This window comes from Rhizobium sp. 62_C5_N11_2, from assembly GCF_051811185.1.
Classification (GTDB): domain Bacteria; phylum Pseudomonadota; class Alphaproteobacteria; order Rhizobiales; family Rhizobiaceae; genus Rhizobium; species Rhizobium leguminosarum.
Map to the genome: position 1 here is coordinate 206,020 of NZ_JBPWPW010000001.1, position 19,801 is coordinate 225,820.

Genomic DNA, 19,801 nt, shown 5'->3' on the forward strand with positions numbered 1-19,801 from the left:
GCTCCGGCTTCTTTCATTATGCAAAATTCCGTTGCGCCCGGGCCTCTCCCAGCGCGTTTTTTAAAATCGTCTGCCGTGGAGACTGGCGACATGACACAGCTCATCAATGCCCTTGGCTTCTGGAATACGACTGCGACGCGCCACACCCCGATCGAAGATGTGCAGGGCATATTCTCCGGCAGCCTGGTTGCCGCTCTCGGCCTCTATGTGCTCGCCAGCGCCGGCCTTCTCACCGGCAGCACCGCCGGCGTGGCCTTCCTCCTGCATTATGCCTTCGGCGTCAATTTCGGCCTTGCCTTCTTCCTGCTCAACCTGCCGTTCTTCTATCTCTCGTGGAAGCGCCTCGGCATGGCCTTCACCGTCAAGACCTTCATCGCCATCGGCCTGACCTCGGTGATTGCCGATGTGCAGTCGCGCTTCCTGTCCATTTCGAGCATCCATCCGGCCTGGGCGGCCCTTCTCGGCGGCTTGCTGCTCGGCTTCGGCCTGCTGGCGCTCTATCGCCACCGCGCCAGCCTCGGCGGTGTCGGCATTCTCGGCATCTATCTGCAGGAACGTTTCGGCATCCGAGCCGGCCTCGTCCAGCTCGCCATCGACATGTGCGTGCTCGCCGCCGCCTTCTTCGTCACCACGCCGCCTGTCGTCTTCTATTCCGTGCTCGGCGCCGTCGTCCTCAACCTCTTCGTTGCCATCAATCACCGGGCTGATCGCTACATCGCGCTTTAGCTTTACGCATGTCGTTATCGCAAAACCGCCGCACACTTTTGCGCGACATGCTCTAACATTACCAATCGGTAAGCCATTCTAAATAAAACGTAACTTGCCTGTGATCGGTCTCGGCGCGAAACTCATCTCGCGCCGGATTTGATGAGGTGAACTATGTCAGATTTGGAAAAACTTGTCAGACGCCGTATGCAGGAAGAATACGCCAAGGGCGCTTCCGCAGAAGAAATTGCGAAAGTCGTCCGAGACATATTCAACAGCATCGACCTCCCGGGCAATCGGTTTGACGCCGTTGCCGTACGGGCCACTCGGGATCACGAATGATCCGATATTCGACCGACCCGAGATTTTCGGGTCGGTTGCAAGGATGATTTCCCTCTCAGCAGATATCTCAGGCTGCCTTCGTTGCAGCATCGAGCGGATGCTGCGAGCGGAAGCCGACGGCAAGCCGGTTCCAGACGTTGATGGCGCCGATCGCCACCGTAATCTTCGTCATTTCTTCCTCGGAAAAATGCCCCTTCAGCGTCTCGTAGTCGGCATCAGGCGCGCCTGTCTTGGCGATATTGGTCACCGAATCCACCCAGCCGAGCAGCGCCCGTTCGCGGGCGTCATAGACCGGCGATTCCCGCCAGACGCACATCAGGTTGATCCATTGTTCGCTGAGCCCATCATGGCGGGCTTCCTTCACATGCATGTCGACGCAATAGGCACAGCCATTGATCTGCGAAGCGCGCAGCTTGATCAGGTGGATGAAGCGACGCTCCAGCCCGGAGGACTGGACATATTGCTCGAGCGCGGCGACAGCCTTGTAGGCATCGGGGGCGGCTTTGGCGAAATTGAAACGTGGTTGCATTGATCTTTCTCCTTTGTTGGTGGCTCAACGAGCCGTCTTGCGTTCATGGATTTCAAGGAAGGCGCAGCCTCTAGCTGCGATCGATCCGTCGTCGACGGCGGTGAGTTCAATGCCGATATCGGCGAGGCTCGTCTTGGCGAGTTCGGCTCGATAGACCCGTTCGGCTTTCAGCATCGCCGCGTTGATGGTGCAGGGCTGGGCGAACAAGCGATCGGAGACCGGGTTCGGCCCGCGTTGGCGGATTTCGGCGCAGCGGAAAGCCGGGGCAGACCCCTCGACCGCGAGCACGATGTCGAGCAACGAAATCTCCTTCGGCGCCTTCGCCAGCCGATATCCGCCCTTCGGCCCCGGAACCGTATCGAGGATGCCGGCGCCAGACAGCGCCTGCAGATGCTTCAGCAGATAGCTTGTCGAAACGCCGTGGAATTCCGCCAGCGCGGCGGCCGAAAGCACACCGCCTTCGGAAAGGCCGGAAAGCATCGCAACGCTGTGAATGGCCTGCTCGACCCCATCGCCCATCTTCATGCATCTGGCCTCCTCAATTCGTGGATAAAAAATATCCACGATTATGCCGGCTGTCAAGAGGTGTCCTCGTTGCTTGCCACTTGCCTTTATCCTGACCCCGGATAGAAGACGGCAAAGCCGACAGGGGAACAACATGGCATCCAACGCTTTCGCAGGCCTTCTGAATTCCAGCGCCGATCGTCACTCGCTGCTGGACGACGCCCAGGGCATTGTCGCCGGCAGCATGCTCGCCGTGCTCGGCGTATCGCTTCTCTCCGGCGCGGGGCTGCTTGCCGGCGGCACGGCAGGCCTTGCCTTCCTCGCCCATTATGCGACCGGCCTGAGCTTCGGCCTCTGCTTCTTCGTCGTGAACCTGCCCTTCTATTATCTCGCCTTCCGCCGCTTGGGCGCTGCCTTCACCATCAAGACCTTCGCCGCCATCGCGCTCACGTCGGTTCTGTCGGAATTCGTCCCGGGCTTCATCAGCATGGCGCATGTCGATCCTATCGCTGGTGCGCTCTTCGGCGGCCTCGTCATCGGCGCCGGTATGCTGGCGCTCTTCCGCCACCGCGCCAGCCTCGGCGGCATCGGCATTCTCGCCCTCTATATCCAGGATCGCTTCGGCTGGCGCGCCGGCTTCGTCCAGCTCGGCTTCGACGGCGTCATCCTGGCGCTCTCCTTCTTCGTCGCAAGCCCCTTCATCATCGCCTGCTCCGTGCTCGGTGCGATCGTTCTCAACCTCACGATCGCCATCAACCACCGCAAGGATCGCTATATCGCCATGTGAATTGCTAAAGCGCGTCGCGATCTTTCAGATTCGCTCATCGCACTTTAGGTCTTTGTTTTTACGCATGTCGTTATCGCAAAACCGCGGCACACTTTTGCGCGACATGCGTTGGCCGCTCTTCTCTTTCCCCGGCGTTTCACTAGTTTCAGGGCGTGGACCAGATCGATTCCGAAGCCCGTGCCCTGCTTCCTGCCGCCTTTACCCGCTGGTTTGCGGAAAAGGGCTGGCGCCCGCGCGCCCATCAGCTGGAACTGCTCGCCCGCGCCGAGGCCGGCGAAAGCACGCTGCTGATCGCGCCGACCGGCGCCGGCAAGACGCTCGCCGGTTTCCTGCCCTCGCTCACCGATCTCACCCGTCGCGGCCGGATCCCGCCCGGCTCCGCCTTCACCGGCATCCATACGCTCTATGTCTCGCCACTGAAGGCGCTTGCCATCGATATCGAGCGCAACCTGATGAAGCCGGTCGAGGAGATGGGCCTGCCGGTCACCGTCGAAAACCGCACCGGCGACACGCCGAACGCCAAGCGTCAGCGCCAGAAGCTCAACCCGCCGGATATTCTGCTGACGACGCCCGAGCAGGTCGCCCTGCTTCTGGCGAACCGGGAGGCCGAGCGCTTCTTCAAGGATCTGAAATATATCGTCCTCGACGAGTTGCATTCGCTGGTCACCTCCAAGCGCGGCCATATGCTTTCGCTCGGCCTTGCCCGCCTGCGCCGCCTTGCCCCCGGCCTCAAGACCATCGGTCTGTCGGCCACTGTCGCCGAACCCATGGATCTGCAGAAATGGCTGGTCGGACAGGAAGAGGGCAGCGAGCATCATGCAGGCCTCGTCGTCGTCGAAGGCGGCGCCAAGCCCGATATCTCGATCCTGTCGACCGAAGAGCGCATTCCCTGGTCCGGCCATTCCGCCCGATACGCCATTCCCGATGTTTACCGGCAACTGGTTGAACACCGCACGACGCTGCTTTTCGTCAACACCCGCAGCCAGGCCGAAATGCTGTTTCAGGCGCTCTGGACGATCAATGACGACAACCTGCCGATCGCGCTCCACCACGGCTCCCTCGATGTCGCCCAGCGCCGCAAGGTCGAGGCGGCGATGGCCGAAAACCGACTGCGCGCCGTCGTTGCCACCTCCACCCTCGATCTCGGCATCGACTGGGGCGATGTCGATCTCGTCATTCATGTCGGTGCGCCGAAGGGTGCCTCACGTCTTGCCCAGCGCATCGGTCGTGCCAACCACCGCATGGACGAGCCCTCGAAGGCGATCCTTGTGCCGGCCAACCGCTTCGAGGTCATGGAGTGCCAGGCCGCCCTCGACGCCAATTATATCGGCGCCCAGGATACCCCGCCGGTCGGCCGCGGCGCGCTCGACGTGCTCGCCCAGCATGTGCTCGGCATGGCCTGCGCCGAACCTTTCGACATGCTGGAACTTTACGATGAAGTCACCAGCGCCTCGCCCTATGCCGATTTGAGCTGGGAGACCTTCGAGCGCATCGTCGATTTCGTCGCGACCGGCGGTTATGCGCTGCGGACCTACGAGCGTTACGCCCGCATCCGCAAGACCAAGGAGGGCCGCTGGCGTGTCTCCAATCCTGCGGTCGCCCAACAATACCGCCTCAACCTCGGCACCATCGTCGAAAGCCCGATGCTGAATATCCGCTTGGTCAAGCGCGGCGAGGGCGGCAGGATCGGCCGTGGCGGCGCTACGTTGGGGAAGGTCGAGGAATATTTCCTCGAGCAGATGTCGCCGGGCGATACCTTCGTCTTCTCCGGCAAGGTGCTGCGCTTCGAGGGCATCCGCGAAAACGAATGCCTGGCGTCGCAGGCCTTTTCGCTCGATCCGAAGATCCCCTCCTATAATGGCGGCAAGTTTCCGCTGTCGACCTATCTCGCCGAGCAGGTGCGGGCGATGATCGCCGATCCCGATCGCTGGCGCCACTTGCCGGATCAGGTGCGCGACTGGCTGTCGCTGCAGAACGACAAGTCGATGCTGCCGAAGCGCGACGAGTTCCTGATCGAAACCTTCCCGCGCGGCAGCCGCGGCTATATGGTCGCCTATCCCTTCGAAGGCCGTCTCGCCCACCAGACGCTCGGCATGCTGCTGACCCGCCGGCTGGAGCGGATAGGCGGCAAGCCGCTCGGTTTCGTCGCCACCGATTATTCGCTTGCCATCTGGGGCCTCGAGGATATGGGGCTGATGATCCGCAATGGCCGGCTCAGCCTCTCCGACCTCTTCGACGAAGACATGCTCGGCGACGATCTCGAAGCCTGGCTGGACGAATCCTTCCTGTTGAAGCGCACCTTCCGCAATTGCGCTGTGATTGCCGGCTTGATCGAGCGCCGTCATCCGGGCAAGGAAAAGAGCGGCCGCCAGATCACCGTCTCCGCCGATCTGATCTACGACGTGCTGCGCAGCCACGAGCCGGATCACATCCTCTTGCAGGCGACGCGGCAGGATGCGGCGACGGGACTTTTGGATATTGGCCGTCTTGGCGATATGCTGAGACGAATCAGGGGCCACATCACCCACCGCGCTCTCGACCATATTTCCCCGCTCGCCGTGCCGGTGATGCTGGAAATCGGACGCGAGGCGGTGCCGGGCGAGGCCCATGACGCGCTGCTCGCCGAAGCGGCGGACGATCTGATTGCCGAAGCGCTCGCTTGACGAGAATTGGACCTGATGAGAATTAGGGTCCGACGATTTAGGCCGACGACGATTTAGGAATGACGACCGTGATGAACCGCCTGGCGCTGGCGCGCGACATATCAGGACTGGCCGCCATGCCGGGCATCGAGACATCGGTCCACGGCATTGCCGCGGTCTGTGATCCGCTCGGCGCCCTATATCTGCCCGATGCCGGCCTGCTCGTCGTTTCCGACCTGCACCTGGAAAAGGGCGCAGCTTTCGCCCGCCGCGGCATGATGCTGCCGCCTTACGATACGCTGGCGACGCTGACCGTCCTTGCCGCCGTCATCTCGCGTTATGATCCGAAGCTCGTCATCTCGCTCGGCGATAATTTCCACGACCGCATCGGTTCGAAGCATTTGCCGGAGAATTTCCGCACGCTGATCGTCAATATGGCCCGCGGCCGCGAATGGATCTGGATCAATGGCAACCATGATCCGGATGGCATCGTCGATCTGCCGGGCACATCCGCTGACGAGATGCATTATGCCGGCCTGACCTTCCGGCACGAGCCGAAGAACGGCTTGCAGAGTGGAGAAATCGCCGGCCACCTGCATCCGTCGGCGACCGTCCGCCGTCGCGAGAAATCCGTCCGCCGCCCCTGCTTTGCCACCGACGGCGCCCGCCTACTGATGCCGGCCTTCGGCGTCATGAGCGGCGGTCTCGACCTTCGCCACAAGGCGATGCACGGTCTTTTCGACCGGGGGTCGCTGATCGCGCATCTGCTTGGCAAGGACCGGATCTATTCTGTCAGATACGGCAATTTGTGGGGATAGCGCCTGTTATTTGAGGGCAGAGGGGCGGACATGGCACGCCCTCAACTATCCTCAATCGCACTCCTGCAACTGCCGCTGATACGTCCCGGCCATCCGCGCAAACTTCTGCGCCGTCTGCTGCAGCTGCCCGTTCGAGCGCCAGTCGCCGCGTTTGTATCCCGTCGGCCCGGAATAATAGGCGAGATAGAGATTATAGGCATCGTTCAGAGGAATGCCGGTCTCCACGCTGTTCTGGTAGTGATACCAGCCGATGAAATCGATCGCGTCGGCGAAGTTCGCCCGTCGCGCAGTCCAGTTCCCCGTCTGCGACTGATAGTGATCCCAGGTTCCGTCGAGTGCCTGCGAATAACCGTAGGCCGTCGAAGGCCGGGTCCAGGGAATGAAGCCGAACAGTTTGGTGCGCGGCGGCCGCGCATAGGGCTGGAAGCCGGATTCGGTATACATCGTCGCCATCAGGATCGGTACGGGCACGCCATATTTCTTCTCCGTCCGCTCGGCGGCACTCTGCCAGCTGGAGAAAAGCCCGTCGCGCTCGTCGAAGACGGCACAGATGTTCCTCGTCTGCTTCGGCGCCGTCGCGCAGCCGGCAAGCAGCGCGAGACCCATGGCCGTCAGAACGATACGAGTACGCATGACAAAACCTCTCGTTTCCGAGAGATTACTAACTCGTAAATGTTAAAAACCGGTTTTTAGTCGAATGCGAACTTCCCAGGCTGCTCTCTTGTGCGACCAGGGATGGATACCCTGGCCTGACCATCGGGACGGAATCGCACATCAAAATCCCTAAGCCTTGACGGGTTCGTAGCGCAGGATTACCGCGCCGCCTTCCGTCGTCGAGGATTCGATGAGCTTCAGCGGCACCGGGCCCTCTGCCTGTTTGAAAAGCGGATTGCCGCCGCCGAGAATGACAGGCACCAGGCAAACCCTGATTTCATCGATAAGCCCCGCTTTCAGCAGGCTGTCGGCAAGCTCGGCGCTGCCGAAGATGAAGATCGTCTTGCCGTCCTCCTGCTTCAGCCTCGTCAGTTCGGGGATCGGATCGCTGACGACACGGGCATTGTTCCAACCGGTCTCGGTCATCGTCCGCGACACGGCGATCTTGGCGATGCCGTTCATATAGGCTTTGATCTCACCTTCGCCCTCGGCGGTCGGCCAGTAGGTGGCCATGCCCTCATAGGTCTTGCGGCCGAATACCAGCAGATCGCCTTCCCTCCCGAACTGTTCGGCATAGCGCTGCAATTCAGGTCCCCAGGCGAGATTGTGGAAGTCGATATCCCACGGCTTCGTGCCTTCGAAATAACCATCGAGCGTCATCAGGTTCCAGACAACAAGCTTTCTCATTTCCATCCTCCTTCTGAATTGCCGACCGAGATAAAACCGATTGCGAATAGCAACTGGTTGAAAACTAGATCAACTGATGGCGAAATGCAAGCGGTTTTTTGGAGGCATGGATGAACTGCCGCCAAAACATCCGGGCAAGCAGCTGCCGCCGGGCAGGCTCCTCGTGCCCGGGTGTCTTGCCGAGCCTATTTTCAGGAAGAAATCCGCTTGAGCGCCTTGCGGCGGATCAGTCCTTACGGAAGATTAGGCTGGCACCCCAGCCGGTGATCACGGCGAGCAGCACCGCCGCACAGCCGTAGAGGATCGGCTGATCATGCGCCGCATCGGTGATCGTCTGCTCGATGCCGGTCTTGATGACCCGCAGCGGAAGCGATTTCTCGGTCACGAAAATGCCGCTCTTGAACAGATAGGCGCGCACGCTGTGCACCCCGTTCGGAATGTTTGCCGGCAGACGCAGGCTCGCTTTGAAGAGGTTGGAGGAAACGAACCGCACGCCGCTCGGATTGCGGTCATAGAGCCCGCCGCCCTGCTGCAGTCGCCGGAAGGCCTCGCGGAACTCGCCGAGATTGCTGCCGTCGCCGACGAAGCCAACCGGCGTCAGCGGAATGTGGTCGATGCCGATCCCCTGATCGATCAGGTCAAGCGGCGTCACGATGTCGTCGATCATGCGTGAACTCGACATCGAATAGGAATGCGGCACCGCTTCGAAGGTCATCGAGCGGGTGTTCACCCAGATGCCGAAGACGCGTTCCTTCTTGCGCACCGTCGCATCCTCGCGCGGGCCTTCCAGCACCACGACCACGTCATATTGGCCGACGGCCAGCAGCAACTGGTCGGTATTCGAGAGCGCCCCGAAGATGGTCAGATCCGCGCCGTGGAAATCCGAGGTGATGGCGATTTCGCTGGTCGACGTGCCGATTTCCAACCCTTCACGGACCGCCTCCGATGCCTGCCCCGGCAGCCACTGGGCTCCGGCAGAGGCCGGCAGCAGGCAAAGCAACGCGATGACGAAAACAGCCAGGCGCATCAGTTGCCCGCTCCCATCACCACCGAATAGACGTCGGCCGGCGCCACCACCAGCGCGATTGCAAGACGCAGGCCGACGGCAAGCACCAGCAGGCCGAGCAGGGCGCGCAGCTGCTCGCCGCGCAGCTTCTGGCCGACCCGCACGCCGTATTGCGCGCCGATGACACCGGCCACCATCAGGATGAAGGCAAGCACGATGTCGACGGAAAAGTTCGTCGCCGCCTGCACGATCGTCGTATAGGCGGTCACGAAGATGATCTGGAACAGCGAGGTGCCGACGACGACATTGGTCGGGATGCGCAGCAGGTAGATCATCGCCGGCACCATGATGAAGCCGCCGCCGACACCCATGATCGAGGTGAGGATGCCGATCGCAAAGCCGAGTGCGACAATTGGAATGACGCTGAGATAGATCTTCGATTTCTTGAAGCGCACCTTCAGCGGCAGCTTGTGCACCCAGTGCTGGTGGCCGGGCTTGCGCGGTGCGGGCGGTTCGTTGCGCGCTGCTCGCCGCATGGCATTGATGCTTTCGAGCAGCATCAGTCCGCCGACCGTGCCGAGGAAGACGACATACATCAGCGAAATGATCAGATCGAGCTGGCCGATGGCGCGCAGCAGCGAGAAGATCCAGATGCCGACCGTCGCACCCGTAAGACCGCCGACCAGCAGCACCGTGCCGAGCTTGACGTCGAGCGAGCCACGCCGGAAATGCGTGATCGCGCCCGATATCGACGACGCCACCACCTGGTTGGCGCCGGTCGCGACCGCGACGACGGGCGGGATGTTGTAGAAGATCAACAGCGGGGTGATGAGAAAGCCGCCGCCGACGCCGAACATTCCAGACAGGAATCCGACGGCCGCCCCCATGCCGAGAATGATGAAAATGTTCACCGACAATTCTGCGATGGGCAGATAGATTGTCACAGCCGACCCCGAATGATGACCGCTCCTGCCGGGCGGTTTCTTGTCACGTCCCCGTTCGAATGCGCACCATACTGTGAAATCGTTGCCAGAGGCTTTCGATCGGCCCCGTGATTAGCCATAGAGATTGGCGGAGAGATCGGTGGCAGAGGATTCGCCGGATGCGCGGATCGATATGTCCGGGCATAATCCGGCTTTTTTCAGGTTTTGTGACAGGCGACGGCAAAATTGGAAAAAGCCTTGCGGCCTACCGCATAATTTATCCTTAAATCGATTCCGATTGAAGGATAAATTAAGCAGTAATTCAGCGGGTTACAGCGTCAATCGCGTCTGAAAAGACGCGCGGCGCTGTAATGCCGCCAGGCCCTTTTAGATCGCCTTGCTGCCCTGCTTGTTGTGTTCGAGCAGCGCCTTCACGGTCGCATCGGTCACCTTGCCGTCCGGCTCCTGCCCGACGGACTTCTGGAAGTTTTTGATCGCGGTCACGGTCTTCGCGCCCATTTCGCCGTCCGGCACTCCGGCGTCGAAGCCGTTATTGTTGAGGATCGCCTGGATGTTGCGGACTGCCTTCTTCATGTCGACGGTCGCCGTCTTCGCCCCGGTGCCTGCCCATTCGTCGGGGATGTCGATGGCGTTCGTGCGGTGGTCGACCGGCTCCGGCTTCCAGAGATCAGCCTTGCCGCGCGCCCGTTCGAGCTGGTCGGGCTTCATGGCTTTGGCCACTTCGTCGCGCTTCTGCGCCGCATCCTTGTCGCCGGCCTTGGCGGCGATCGCAAACCATTTGTAGGACTCTTCGAGATCCGCCGGAACCCCGTTGCCCCTAGCACAGAGGATCGCCAGGTTGAACTGGCTGTCGGTGATGCCGAGGTTCGCAGCCTTGGTGAACCACGAAGCGGCCGTTGCATAATCCTGCTGGCCCAGCGCGCCGGAGGCGTAGAGGACGGCGAGATTGTGCATGGCGCTGGCATTGCCCTGGTTGGCCGCCTGCTCGTAGAAGCCCTTTGCCTTGGCGATGTCGCGTTCGACGCCGTTGCCCTTCTCGTACATGCTGCCGAGCCGGTATTGCGCAGGCGCAAAGCCCTTGTCGGCCGCAAGCTGGTACCAGTTCGCCGCCTGCTTCTGATCGACCGTCATGCCGTTGCGGCCGTCGGAATAACGCGCGCCGATTTCGAACAGCGCCAGCGCATCGCCGCCGCTCGCCGCATCGGCAAGCGATTTCGGCTGGACGGTGTCGGGAACGGTGATGGCGGCCTGCGGTGCGGGTGCGGGAACGAAGCCCGATGTTTCCTGCGCTGCGCCGGACGGACCGGGAGGGGCAAGGGTCGCTGCCCCTTCGCCGTCAAGCGGCGTCATGTCGGTCAGATGGTCACTACCGGCCGGTGGGGTTGCTTCCGGCTGCGCCTGTTCGGCGGCGGGCGGAACAGCTTCCGTTGCCGGAGTGGTCGTTCCGAGAGCGGCGGCATCCGGCTGGGCAGGTGTCGCTTCAGGCAAGGCCGCCGCCGGGTTTTCCGCAGCACCGGTCAGTGCCGAGACTTCCGCCGGCGGCTGCGGCGCGCGCTCGCCGCTCGTCAGCGTTCGGGCAAGTGGAAAGGCCATGATGGCGAGCAGCACGGCGCCGACCGCCAGCAGGATCGGCCGCCGGTAGCGCGAAAAGGCGCTGGTTTTACCTGTCTTGTCAGAAGCCTTGCCGCCCTTGTCGGCGGTCGCGCCTTTCTTCTCGGCCTTGACGGCTGGCTGCTTCGGATTGGCATCCACCTCCATCGCGGCCGCCTGCGCCGCACGGCGCGCAGCAGCGATGTAATCGGCGCGATCGGTTTCGCCGGCAGGTTTGCCGCGTGCCGCACTCTGGCTGGCGCGAACCCGCTCAAGGATCTTCTTCACGTCAGGTGCGCCCGAGCCCGGCTCGAGCAATTCGTTCGCAGCATCCGTCGGCACCACGTCGGTGGGATCGATCGACGGCGCGGGGTCGATCATCGGACGTTCGCTCGCCCGGCTCTCGGCTTTCTTGCCGGGCAGCAGCCGCTTGCCGAGGCTGGCGAGCAGGCTGGCCTTCGCCGGGACCTGTGCCCGGGCCGCTGTCGCAGCTTCCGTCGTCCTGGTCGCGGCTTCGATGGCGATCGCGCTCGTTCCGCTCATGGCGGTGGCTTGCGCCGGGGCCGCAGGTTCGGCTGCGACCTCGGCCGTGCGGATAACAGGAGAAGCCTTCGCTGTCGGGGCAGCGGCCGGCGTCCGGGCCATCTCCGCTTCGGCCACCATCAGCGCATAGGGATCGACTTCGAAATCGACGTCGGCGACCGGCATCTGGGCGACCGGCCGGCCGCGATCTTCCATGCCGTCGAGGCGATCGGCAATATGCACCAGCGTCTCGTGCAGCGCCGTGAAAGTCTTGTGGGTGCGTTCCTCGCTGTCGCGGCTGATATCCTCGAGGTGGCGAAGATCCTCGGCCAGCGCCGTCAGCGCCGACATGTCGGCGGCGGGCATGACACCCTGCGGACCGCCATGGCGCGAATAGGCTTCGACCACGGCCTCTGCCGCCTGGCGTGCCGCCTCGATGATATATTCATCGCTCGTCGCCATATAGTCTTCGATCGCGCCCATGCGCTGGTCGAGTTCGGGGGGTATTACGGCGCTCTCGCGCGGCGCGCTCATCAGTGCCGAAAGATTGGCGATCTGGTCTTCGAGGTTCTTCAGTGCGCGCGGATCGGTCGGCGCTGCCGATGTGCTTTCCTCCAGCCGGGCGGCGATGTCGCTCAGCCGTCCTTCGAGGCGCCGGAAAGCGCCGTCGTCGGCCACAGCGGCAGGCGCCGGCGCCTGCTGCTGATGGGCCATCTCGTCGATGCGCCGGGCGAGATGGTCGAGCCGCTGAGCCAGCACATCGTTGACGGCGCCGTTCTCAAGCGCGTCGATCTTGCGGGAAATATCGGAAAGCGGGCCGGTAAGGTCGGGCTGCGGCGCCGTCTCCTGCGTGCGCTCCAACAGATAGGAGAGATGTTCCAGCCGTTCGTCGAGCCGCGACGTCGCTTCCGCCTTGGTCAGCTCCTCGACGCGTCCCGTCAGCGCCTCCAGCCGCATCGCCAGCTCGTCGGCCGGGTTCACGCGGTTGGCTGCGTCATGGCTCATCAGGTCGATCTGATCGGCCAGCGCCGAAAGCCGGCTTTCCAACCGCTGCATCAGGCCCGGATCATTGGTGGCGGCCGTGCGCCCGCTTGCCGCGATCGCCCGGCTGATCTCGTCGAGCCGCATATCCATGGCGGCGAACTGTTCGGACATCACCCGGTCGTGCGGCTGGATCATATTGCCGAAATGCTCCATCGCCGTGGCGATCGAGATCAGCTTGTCTTCCAGCGCCCGAACGGCCGGGCTTTCGCCCATGCCGCCGATATGGCGTTTGATGTCGTCGAGCCGATAGGCGAGCGAAACGAGCTCTTCCTGCAGCCCTTCGGTATCGAGCGCCGCAAGCCGGTTTTCGAAACCGTCCCAACGGTTTTCCATGTGGCGCAGCGAATCCTCGCGCGCCAGCCCGTCCATCAGCGAGCGCAGCTCTTCGAAATCCTCGCGAAGGCCCGTGGCCTCCGGCGCGGCGGAGCGGCCGGTCAGCTGGGTGATGCTCTGGGCAAGGCGGCCCATATCGGCGCGCATGTCGTCGGCGAAATGGCCGTCTCCGGCATTTGTCTTGATTTCGCGCAGCTCGGCGCGCAGCGCGTTCATCTCGCGGGTGACGCCCTCGGAAATGTCGCGCTTCAGGTCCTGGCGCAGGTTGACGAGCGCCTGGGCGATCTCCGTCATCGTGTCGTCGCCGGCGCGGAAGACGGGCGCCGGCACTGGGGCGGCGGCGCGGGGCGTGGGTTCACGAAGCTGCGGGGCCTGTTCGCGTGCGTAGGGCCGTTCGCGGCCGGCTTCGAGCGTGCGCTGGCGTTGACGGATTTCGGCGAGCGGATCCGGCCGCGGCTCTGGCGGGGCCTTTGCGGGCCGGGGAGCATGGGAGCCGGCATATGGGTCGCGCTCGGCCGTTGCCGTGCGCGGCCGCTGCTCGCGCCCGCTGCCCATCAGCCCCTCGATGCGCGCCTCCAGCCCTTCGATCGTGCGGTTCAGCGCATCGAGCGAGGTCCTGTCGGACTGTCGGGAAGGATTTGATCGCGATCCGTTCATCTTCTTGCTCGCTTCGACTGCTCGACCTCTCGTCAGAGCTCGATCTTTGGCTTTTCCGTCTGCTGCCCGCGTCTTTACGCGGACCGGAGCGCATCATTCATAAGACGATAGTCAATTAGACTTTCCTCAAGCTGAACGATGTAGCGGCATCTCTTAGGAACGCGAGACTGGGGAAAGGAATGCGGATCGCTACTGCTCAATCCGCACCTTTCACGAAACGTGGTAAACAAGCCGTTAATGCCGATGGGAATTTTTTAACGTTTGTGTTCCAAACGCCGTTTTTGGCGGCAATTGCCCCCGAACGCGTCACATCGAATGGCGACGGCGCGTTCAGGCGGGCCTGGGACATTGCAGCTCGATCTTCACGCCTTCGGGCCCGTAGACGAAGACCTGGCCGAGATCGGTGTCGGGAATATCGTAATATTCGTAGCGATAGCCGCCCGCCTTGATGCGTTCCAGCGCCGGCCCGAATTCGTAAAGGCTGAAGGCGACATGGTTGAAGATGCCGGGTGGAAAATCGGTGCTGCGCGATGTCAGGCTGAGATGGATGACCGGGCGGTCGTCCAAATAGAGTCAATGGCCGGGCGAGGGAAAGGGCGGCCGATAGCCTTCCCTGACGCCGAGCACGGCTTCCAGGAAGCCGATCATCCCAGGCGCATCGCGGGTCTCGATGGTGACATGGTCGAGGCGCGGCATTGGTATCCTCCCAGCCAGCGTTGACGGCAAAGTCTAGCCTGTTTGAACCCGCCGCGAAAGTTGCCTTGTCCGCCGTTAGCAGGGGCTTAGAAGCTCTCCGTCCAGGGCCGGACTTCCACCTCCAGCGACCACGCACTGCGGTGCTGGCGAAGCACGTCGACATAGGTCTGGGCGATCGCCTCCGGCAGCAGCGTGCCATCCGGGCTATCTGCCCGGTCCGGCCGGATCTGCGAGCGCACGGCGCCGTCGATGACGAAATGCGCGACATGGATACCCATCGGCCCGAGTTCGCGGGCTGCACTCTGGGCAAGGCCGCGCAATGCGAACTTGCCCATGGCGAAGGGGGCCGATTGCGCAAAGCCCTTCACGCTTGCCGAGGCGCCGGTGATGAGGATGGCGCCGCGGCCGCGCGGAATCATCCGCCGCGCCGCCTGCTGCACCACCAGGAAACCGCCGAAAGCGGTGGTCGCGATAGACTTCTCGACCTCGGCGGGATCGAGTTCGGCGAGCGGGCCGCGCAGGCGGGCGCTGGCATTGAAGATCACCACGTCAGGTCCGCCGATTGCGGCAGCGGCCTCGTCGAACAGCGCTGCGACGCTCGCCGGCTGTGAAACGTCTGCTGTAAAGGCGCTGGCGCCGGTCTCCGCGATGAGCCCTTGCAGTTTCTCGATATTGCGGGCGGCGAGCCCGACCTTGACGCCCTGCGCCGACAATTGCCGGGCAAGCGATGCGCTGATGCCGGAGCCGGCGCCGACGATGAGTGCGCTCTCATAGGGAAAGTCGGTCATGATATCTTCCTCGATGGATCGTCCTGATGACGTAGGAAGCCCGGACGGTTTGCACCACCACTCGACTGGAATTTCAGTGCGATTGCGCCGAATCGATCGAACAGGCGCTGATGCGCGAGAGATGGATGAAGGAAAGGCCGGTTTCCCCCGCCCAGTCGTTGAAGGCCTGTTGGATCGACTGCTGGTCCTTCTTCGTCGTGCCCGACGAGGAGAGCGACACGCCGGCGGATCTGAGGCAGGCGAGCACGTCGATCGTGGCAATGAAACTGTCGCGGCCGATGCCCCGCAGGAAATATTGCCCGGTCATGCCGCCGAGCCGGTTGCCGCGTTTGCTCAACAGGTCGAGAAGCCCGATCTGGTCGTCCCGTGGCCAGTCGGCGAAGAAGACGCCGGCGCTGCCATATTCCTTCGCCAGTTCCCGGATGAAGGCGGCATTGGCCCGAACCGACATGATCTTGGCGCCATTGCGGATGATCCGCTCATCCGACGTCAGGGCGTGCCAATAGTCGTCGGGCGCGATATTCAGCGTCGCCGGATCGAAACCGGAAAACGCCGCTTCGAAACCCGGCCATTTAGCATCGATCACCTTCTGGACGAAGCCGCTGTAGAAGATGCGTCGCGTCATATCCGCCAGGATACGATCGTCGGGCATGGCGCGCAGCCGCTCATGATCCGGCCGGTAATTTTCCAGCAATGCCTGAAGTGCAGCCGCGCCGCCTTTTCGCTCCTCGGCACGCTGTCTTATCGCCTCGAAACTGATCATGCCGGCGGCCCTCGTGAAACATTGCCGCGATTGCGGCTTGAAAGACGCCTCAGCTTATACGCCGTTCTGCGGTGGACAAGGAAGATGAGATGGCGTCTCCTCCCAGCGCCGCATGCCCGCGGATTCGCGCTCTCGAATTTTTTCATGAAAAGACTTCACAACTGCAGAATTTGACGTTTACGCAAACGTCAATATTTTGTAAGACAGTGCCCAAGGCCGGCGCGAGCCGGTCAGCCGAATGGGAGGAATTCGAGAGATGCCAGTCTACAAGGCCCCGGTGAACGATACGCTCTTCGTCCTGAACGACGTGCTGGGCCTCGAACGCTACAACAATCTGCCCGGTTTTGCCGACGCGACCCCCGATATGATCGAAGCGATCCTCGGCGAGGCCGGACGGGTTGCCGAGGAAGTTCTCTTTCCGCTGAACTATTCCGGCGATCAGGAAGGCTGCACGCGCCACGATGATGCCAGCGTCTCGACGCCGAAGGGCTTCAAGGAGGCTTACAAGGCCTATCGCGACGGCGGCTGGATCGGTCTTGCGGTGCCGGAGGAATTCGGCGGGCAGGGGCTTCCCTACACGCTGCATACCGCCGTCGGCGAATATACCTCGGCCGCCAACATGTCGCTGATGATGTATCCGGGCCTGACCCAGGGCGCGATCGCCGCGCTGCTCGTCCACGGCTCCGACGAGCAGAAGGCCACCTATCTGCCGAAGATGGTGGAAGGCGCGTGGTCCGGCACCATGAACCTGACCGAGCCGCATTGCGGCACCGATCTCGGCATGCTGCGCACCAAGGCAGTGCCGCAGGCTGACGGCAGCTACAAAATATCAGGCCAGAAGATCTTCATCTCCGCCGGCGAGCATGACCTGACCGACAATGTCATCCATCTGGTGCTCGCCCGCATCGAGGGTGCGCCTGAGGGCACCAAGGGCATCTCGCTCTTCATCGTTCCGAAATTCCTGGTCGGCGACGACGGTGCGCCGGGCGCCCGCAATGCTGTCTCCTGCGGCGCGATCGAGCACAAGATGGGCATCCACGCCAATGCCACCTGCGTCATGAATTACGACGAGGCGAAGGGTTTCCTGATCGGCGCCGAAAACCGCGGCCTCAACGCTATGTTCGTGATGATGAACGAGGCTCGCCTGATGGTTGGCCTGCAGGGCATCGCCATTTCCGAGATCGCCTATCAGAACGCCGCCAGCTACGCCCGTGATCGCATCCAGGGCCGCTCGCTGTCCGGCCCCAAGGCGCCGGACAAGAAGGCCGATCCGATCATCGTCCATCCGGATATTCGCCGCACGCTGATGACCATCCGCGCCTTCAACGAGGCCGGCCGCGCCTTCCTGCTCTGGACCGCGCTCAAATCTGATATCGCCCACCGCGCCACCGACGAGAAGGAGCACCAGACGGCCGACGATATTCTCGGCCTCGTCACCCCGATCCTCAAGGGCGTGATGACCGACAAGGGCTTCGATCATGCCGTCATGGCCCAGCAGGTCTTCGGCGGCCACGGCTATATCGAAGAACACGGCATGAGCCAGTATGTGCGCGATGCCCGCATCGCCATGATCTATGAAGGCGCCAACGGCATTCAGGCGCTCGATCTCGTCGGCCGCAAGCTGGCCCTGAACGGCGGCCGCGCCGCCATGGCCCTGTTCAAGGAAATCGGCGATTTCTGCGAGGAGAACCGCAGCAACGAAAAGCTCTCCTTCTTCACCAAGCATCTGAAGAAGGGCTTGAACGACGTCCAGGGCGCGACCATGTGGTTCATGCAGAACGCCATGGCCAAGCCCGACAATGCCGGCGCCGGCTCGACCGACTACATGCACCTCTTCGGCCTCGTCATTCTCGGCTATATGTGGGCGAAGATGGCGAAAGCCGCCGAGGATGGCCTTGCATCAGGCGATGCCGCCCGCGAGGATTACTTGAAGAACAAGCTGATCACCGCCCGCTTCTTCATGGAACGCCTGATGCCGGAAACCGCGCTTCGCAAGGCTCGCATCGAGGCCGGCGCCGACACGATGATGGAACTGGCCGCCGAAGCGTTTTGATTGTGCCCCTCTTCTCCCCAGCGGGGGTCCGAAGGACGGGTCGAGACCGGTGGCTCGACCCAGGCAGAGGTGGCCTGTTGGGCGAAAGAAGGAAGAACGAAATTCACCGGCGCCGCCGCGCCGTCAGGGAGATGAGACAATGACCGAGGTTTTCATTTACGACCACGTCCGCACGCCGCGCGGCCGTGGCAAGAAGGACGGCGCCCTGCATGAAGTGCCCTCCGTCCGCCTCGCGGCAAAGACGCTGGAGGCAATCCGCGACCGCAACGGGCTGAATACGGACACGGTCGACGACATCATCATGGGCTGCGTCGATCCGGTCATGGATGCCGGCGCCGTCATCCCCAAGGCCGCCGCCTTCGAAGCCGGTTACTCCACCAAGGCGCCCGGCATGCAGATCTCCCGCTTCTGCGCCTCCGGCCTCGATGCCGTCAATTTCGGTGCGGGCAAGATCGCGCAAGGGGCCGACGACATCGTCATCGCGGGCGGCGTGGAAAGCATGTCCCGCGTCGGCCTCGGCATGTCCGGCGGCGCCTGGTTCATGGATCCTTCCGTGAATTTCCCGGCCTATTTCATGCCGCAGGGCGTCTCGGCCGATCTGATCGCCACCAAATACGGCTTCAGCAGAACCGATGTCGACGCTTACGCGGTCGAGAGCCAGAAGCGCGCTGCCCATGCCTGGGAAGAGGGCTGGTTCGACAAGTCGGTCATCCCGGTCAAGGACCAGAACGGCCTGACGATCCTGGCAAAGGACGAACACATGCGCCCCGGCACGGATATGCAGGCGCTCGCCTCCCTCAATCCGTCCTTCCAGATGCCCGGCGAGATGGGCGGCTTCGAGGCCGTCGGCATCCAGGCCCATCCGGAGATCGAGCGCATCAACTATGTCCACCATGCCGGCAATTCCTCCGGCATCGTCGATGGCGCCAGCGTCGTCCTGCTCGGCTCCAAAGCCGGCGGTGAGAGCATGGGCAAAAAGCCGCGCGCCCGCATCAAGGCTTTCGCCAATATCGGCTCCGATCCGGCCCTGATGCTGACCGGGCCAGTCGACGTCACCGAGAAGCTGTTGAAACGATCAGGCATGAGCCTTTCCGACATCGACCTCTTCGAACTCAACGAGGCCTTCGCTGCCGTGGTGCTGCGCTACATGCAGGCCTTCGACATCGACCATGACAGGATCAACGTCAATGGCGGCGCCATCGCCATGGGCCATCCGCTCGGCGCCACCGGCGCGATGATCCTCGGCACGGTGCTGGACGAACTTGAACGCCGCGACCTCAACACTGCGCTGGTGACGCTCTGCATCGGCGCCGGCATGGGTACCGCAACGGTTATCGAAAGGGTCTGACGATGGGCTTCAACACCGGCACGATCGAAACCGAATATGCTGAGGTCACCGAGCACTGGTCGCCCCGCGTCATCGCAGATCTCAACGGCCAGAGCGTCAAGCTCGCCAAGGTTAAGGGCCAGCTCGCCTGGCATTCCCACCGTGACGAGGACGAGCTTTTCCTCATCTGGAAGGGCTCGCTTACCATCGAATATCGCGATCGCCCGCATGTGCATCTCAAGGCCGGTGATTTTCATGTCGTGCCGAGGGGTGTCGAGCATAATCCGGTTGCGCCGGAGGAATGCTGGATCGTGCTTTTCGAGCCGTCGCAGACCAAGCACACCGGCGATGTCGTCACCGAAAAGACGAAGACCTTAGACGCGCAGCGCAGCCATTTGCCGGCCTGATCG

The 19,801-nt window shown here is 62.6% G+C and carries 16 protein-coding genes and 1 pseudogene; 7 read left to right on the forward strand and 10 right to left on the reverse strand.

Annotation, left to right across the window (positions count from 1 at the left end; genetic code table 11):
• Nucleotides 1-90: 90 nt before the first annotated feature.
• The gene (locus AB8B31_RS01100; RefSeq protein WP_020493417.1) at nt 91-726 is read left to right on the forward strand and encodes a YitT family protein; all 636 of its coding nucleotides are present in this window, start codon (nt 91-93) and stop codon (nt 724-726) included.
• Between the two features lie 388 nt (nt 727-1,114).
• On the opposite strand, the gene AB8B31_RS01105 is transcribed toward AB8B31_RS01100, so the two are convergent.
• A complete protein-coding gene (locus tag AB8B31_RS01105) occupies nt 1,115-1,576 on the reverse strand; it encodes a carboxymuconolactone decarboxylase family protein (protein ID WP_028731553.1) in 462 nt (153 codons plus the stop codon).
• Between the two features lie 24 nt (nt 1,577-1,600).
• Nucleotides 1,601-2,101, reverse strand: a complete 501-nt coding sequence (locus AB8B31_RS01110) for an RrF2 family transcriptional regulator (RefSeq protein ID WP_018244670.1) — start codon at nt 2,099-2,101, stop codon at nt 1,601-1,603.
• 133 nt (nt 2,102-2,234) lie between these two features.
• Between AB8B31_RS01110 and AB8B31_RS01115 the strand changes: the two genes are divergently transcribed.
• From AB8B31_RS01115 to pdeM, 3 genes are all read left to right on the forward strand, one after another.
• Nucleotides 2,235-2,867, forward strand: a complete 633-nt coding sequence (locus tag AB8B31_RS01115; RefSeq protein ID WP_028731552.1) for a YitT family protein — start codon at nt 2,235-2,237, stop codon at nt 2,865-2,867.
• Nucleotides 2,868-3,019: 152 nt separating this feature from the next.
• Nucleotides 3,020-5,530 (forward strand): ligase-associated DNA damage response DEXH box helicase, encoded by a 2,511-nt coding sequence (locus AB8B31_RS01120; protein WP_028731551.1) that lies wholly within the window; start codon nt 3,020-3,022, stop codon nt 5,528-5,530.
• 71 nt (nt 5,531-5,601) lie between these two features.
• A complete protein-coding gene (gene pdeM / locus AB8B31_RS01125; RefSeq protein WP_032998281.1) occupies nt 5,602-6,327 on the forward strand; it encodes a ligase-associated DNA damage response endonuclease PdeM in 726 nt (241 codons plus the stop codon).
• A 51-nt stretch (nt 6,328-6,378) separates the two neighbouring features.
• On the opposite strand, the gene AB8B31_RS01130 is transcribed toward pdeM, so the two are convergent.
• The 8 genes and pseudogenes from AB8B31_RS01130 to AB8B31_RS01165 all read right to left on the reverse strand — a co-directional run bounded on the left by AB8B31_RS01130 (nt 6,379) and on the right by AB8B31_RS01165 (nt 16,011).
• The gene (locus AB8B31_RS01130) at nt 6,379-6,960 is read right to left on the reverse strand and encodes a transglycosylase SLT domain-containing protein (RefSeq protein ID WP_018447621.1); all 582 of its coding nucleotides are present in this window, start codon (nt 6,958-6,960) and stop codon (nt 6,379-6,381) included.
• Between the two features lie 150 nt (nt 6,961-7,110).
• Nucleotides 7,111-7,668, reverse strand: a complete 558-nt coding sequence (locus AB8B31_RS01135; protein ID WP_028731549.1) for a dihydrofolate reductase family protein — start codon at nt 7,666-7,668, stop codon at nt 7,111-7,113.
• 226 nt (nt 7,669-7,894) lie between these two features.
• Nucleotides 7,895-8,695, reverse strand: coding sequence for a TIGR02186 family protein (locus AB8B31_RS01140; protein WP_028731548.1), 801 nt, complete (start codon nt 8,693-8,695; stop codon nt 7,895-7,897).
• Complete coding sequence (locus AB8B31_RS01145; RefSeq protein ID WP_017966911.1) at nt 8,695-9,618, reverse strand: sulfite exporter TauE/SafE family protein; 924 nt, start codon at nt 9,616-9,618, stop codon at nt 8,695-8,697. The genes AB8B31_RS01140 and AB8B31_RS01145 overlap by 1 nt, the downstream gene beginning before the upstream one ends.
• Before the next feature lie 366 nt (nt 9,619-9,984).
• Nucleotides 9,985-13,764 (reverse strand): peptidoglycan-binding protein, encoded by a 3,780-nt coding sequence (locus AB8B31_RS01150; protein ID WP_028731547.1) that lies wholly within the window; start codon nt 13,762-13,764, stop codon nt 9,985-9,987.
• Between the two features lie 330 nt (nt 13,765-14,094).
• Nucleotides 14,095-14,460: pseudogene (locus tag AB8B31_RS01155) on the reverse strand (VOC family protein).
• A gap of 86 nt (nt 14,461-14,546) precedes the next feature.
• A complete protein-coding gene (locus tag AB8B31_RS01160; RefSeq protein ID WP_028731545.1) occupies nt 14,547-15,248 on the reverse strand; it encodes an SDR family NAD(P)-dependent oxidoreductase in 702 nt (233 codons plus the stop codon).
• Between the two features lie 73 nt (nt 15,249-15,321).
• Nucleotides 15,322-16,011, reverse strand: coding sequence for a DNA-3-methyladenine glycosylase I (locus AB8B31_RS01165; protein ID WP_028731544.1), 690 nt, complete (start codon nt 16,009-16,011; stop codon nt 15,322-15,324).
• Between the two features lie 256 nt (nt 16,012-16,267).
• Here AB8B31_RS01165 and AB8B31_RS01170 point away from each other — a divergent pair, with 256 nt between their 5' ends.
• The 3 genes from AB8B31_RS01170 (at nt 16,268) to AB8B31_RS01180 (ending at nt 19,798) form a co-directional block, all read left to right on the forward strand.
• Nucleotides 16,268-18,064, forward strand: a complete 1,797-nt coding sequence (locus AB8B31_RS01170; protein WP_131702167.1) for an acyl-CoA dehydrogenase C-terminal domain-containing protein — start codon at nt 16,268-16,270, stop codon at nt 18,062-18,064.
• Nucleotides 18,065-18,203: 139 nt separating this feature from the next.
• The gene (locus tag AB8B31_RS01175) at nt 18,204-19,412 is read left to right on the forward strand and encodes an acetyl-CoA C-acetyltransferase (protein ID WP_018447614.1); all 1,209 of its coding nucleotides are present in this window, start codon (nt 18,204-18,206) and stop codon (nt 19,410-19,412) included.
• A gap of 2 nt (nt 19,413-19,414) precedes the next feature.
• Nucleotides 19,415-19,798, forward strand: a complete 384-nt coding sequence (locus tag AB8B31_RS01180; RefSeq protein ID WP_028731542.1) for a cupin domain-containing protein — start codon at nt 19,415-19,417, stop codon at nt 19,796-19,798.
• Nucleotides 19,799-19,801: the final 3 nt, after the last annotated feature.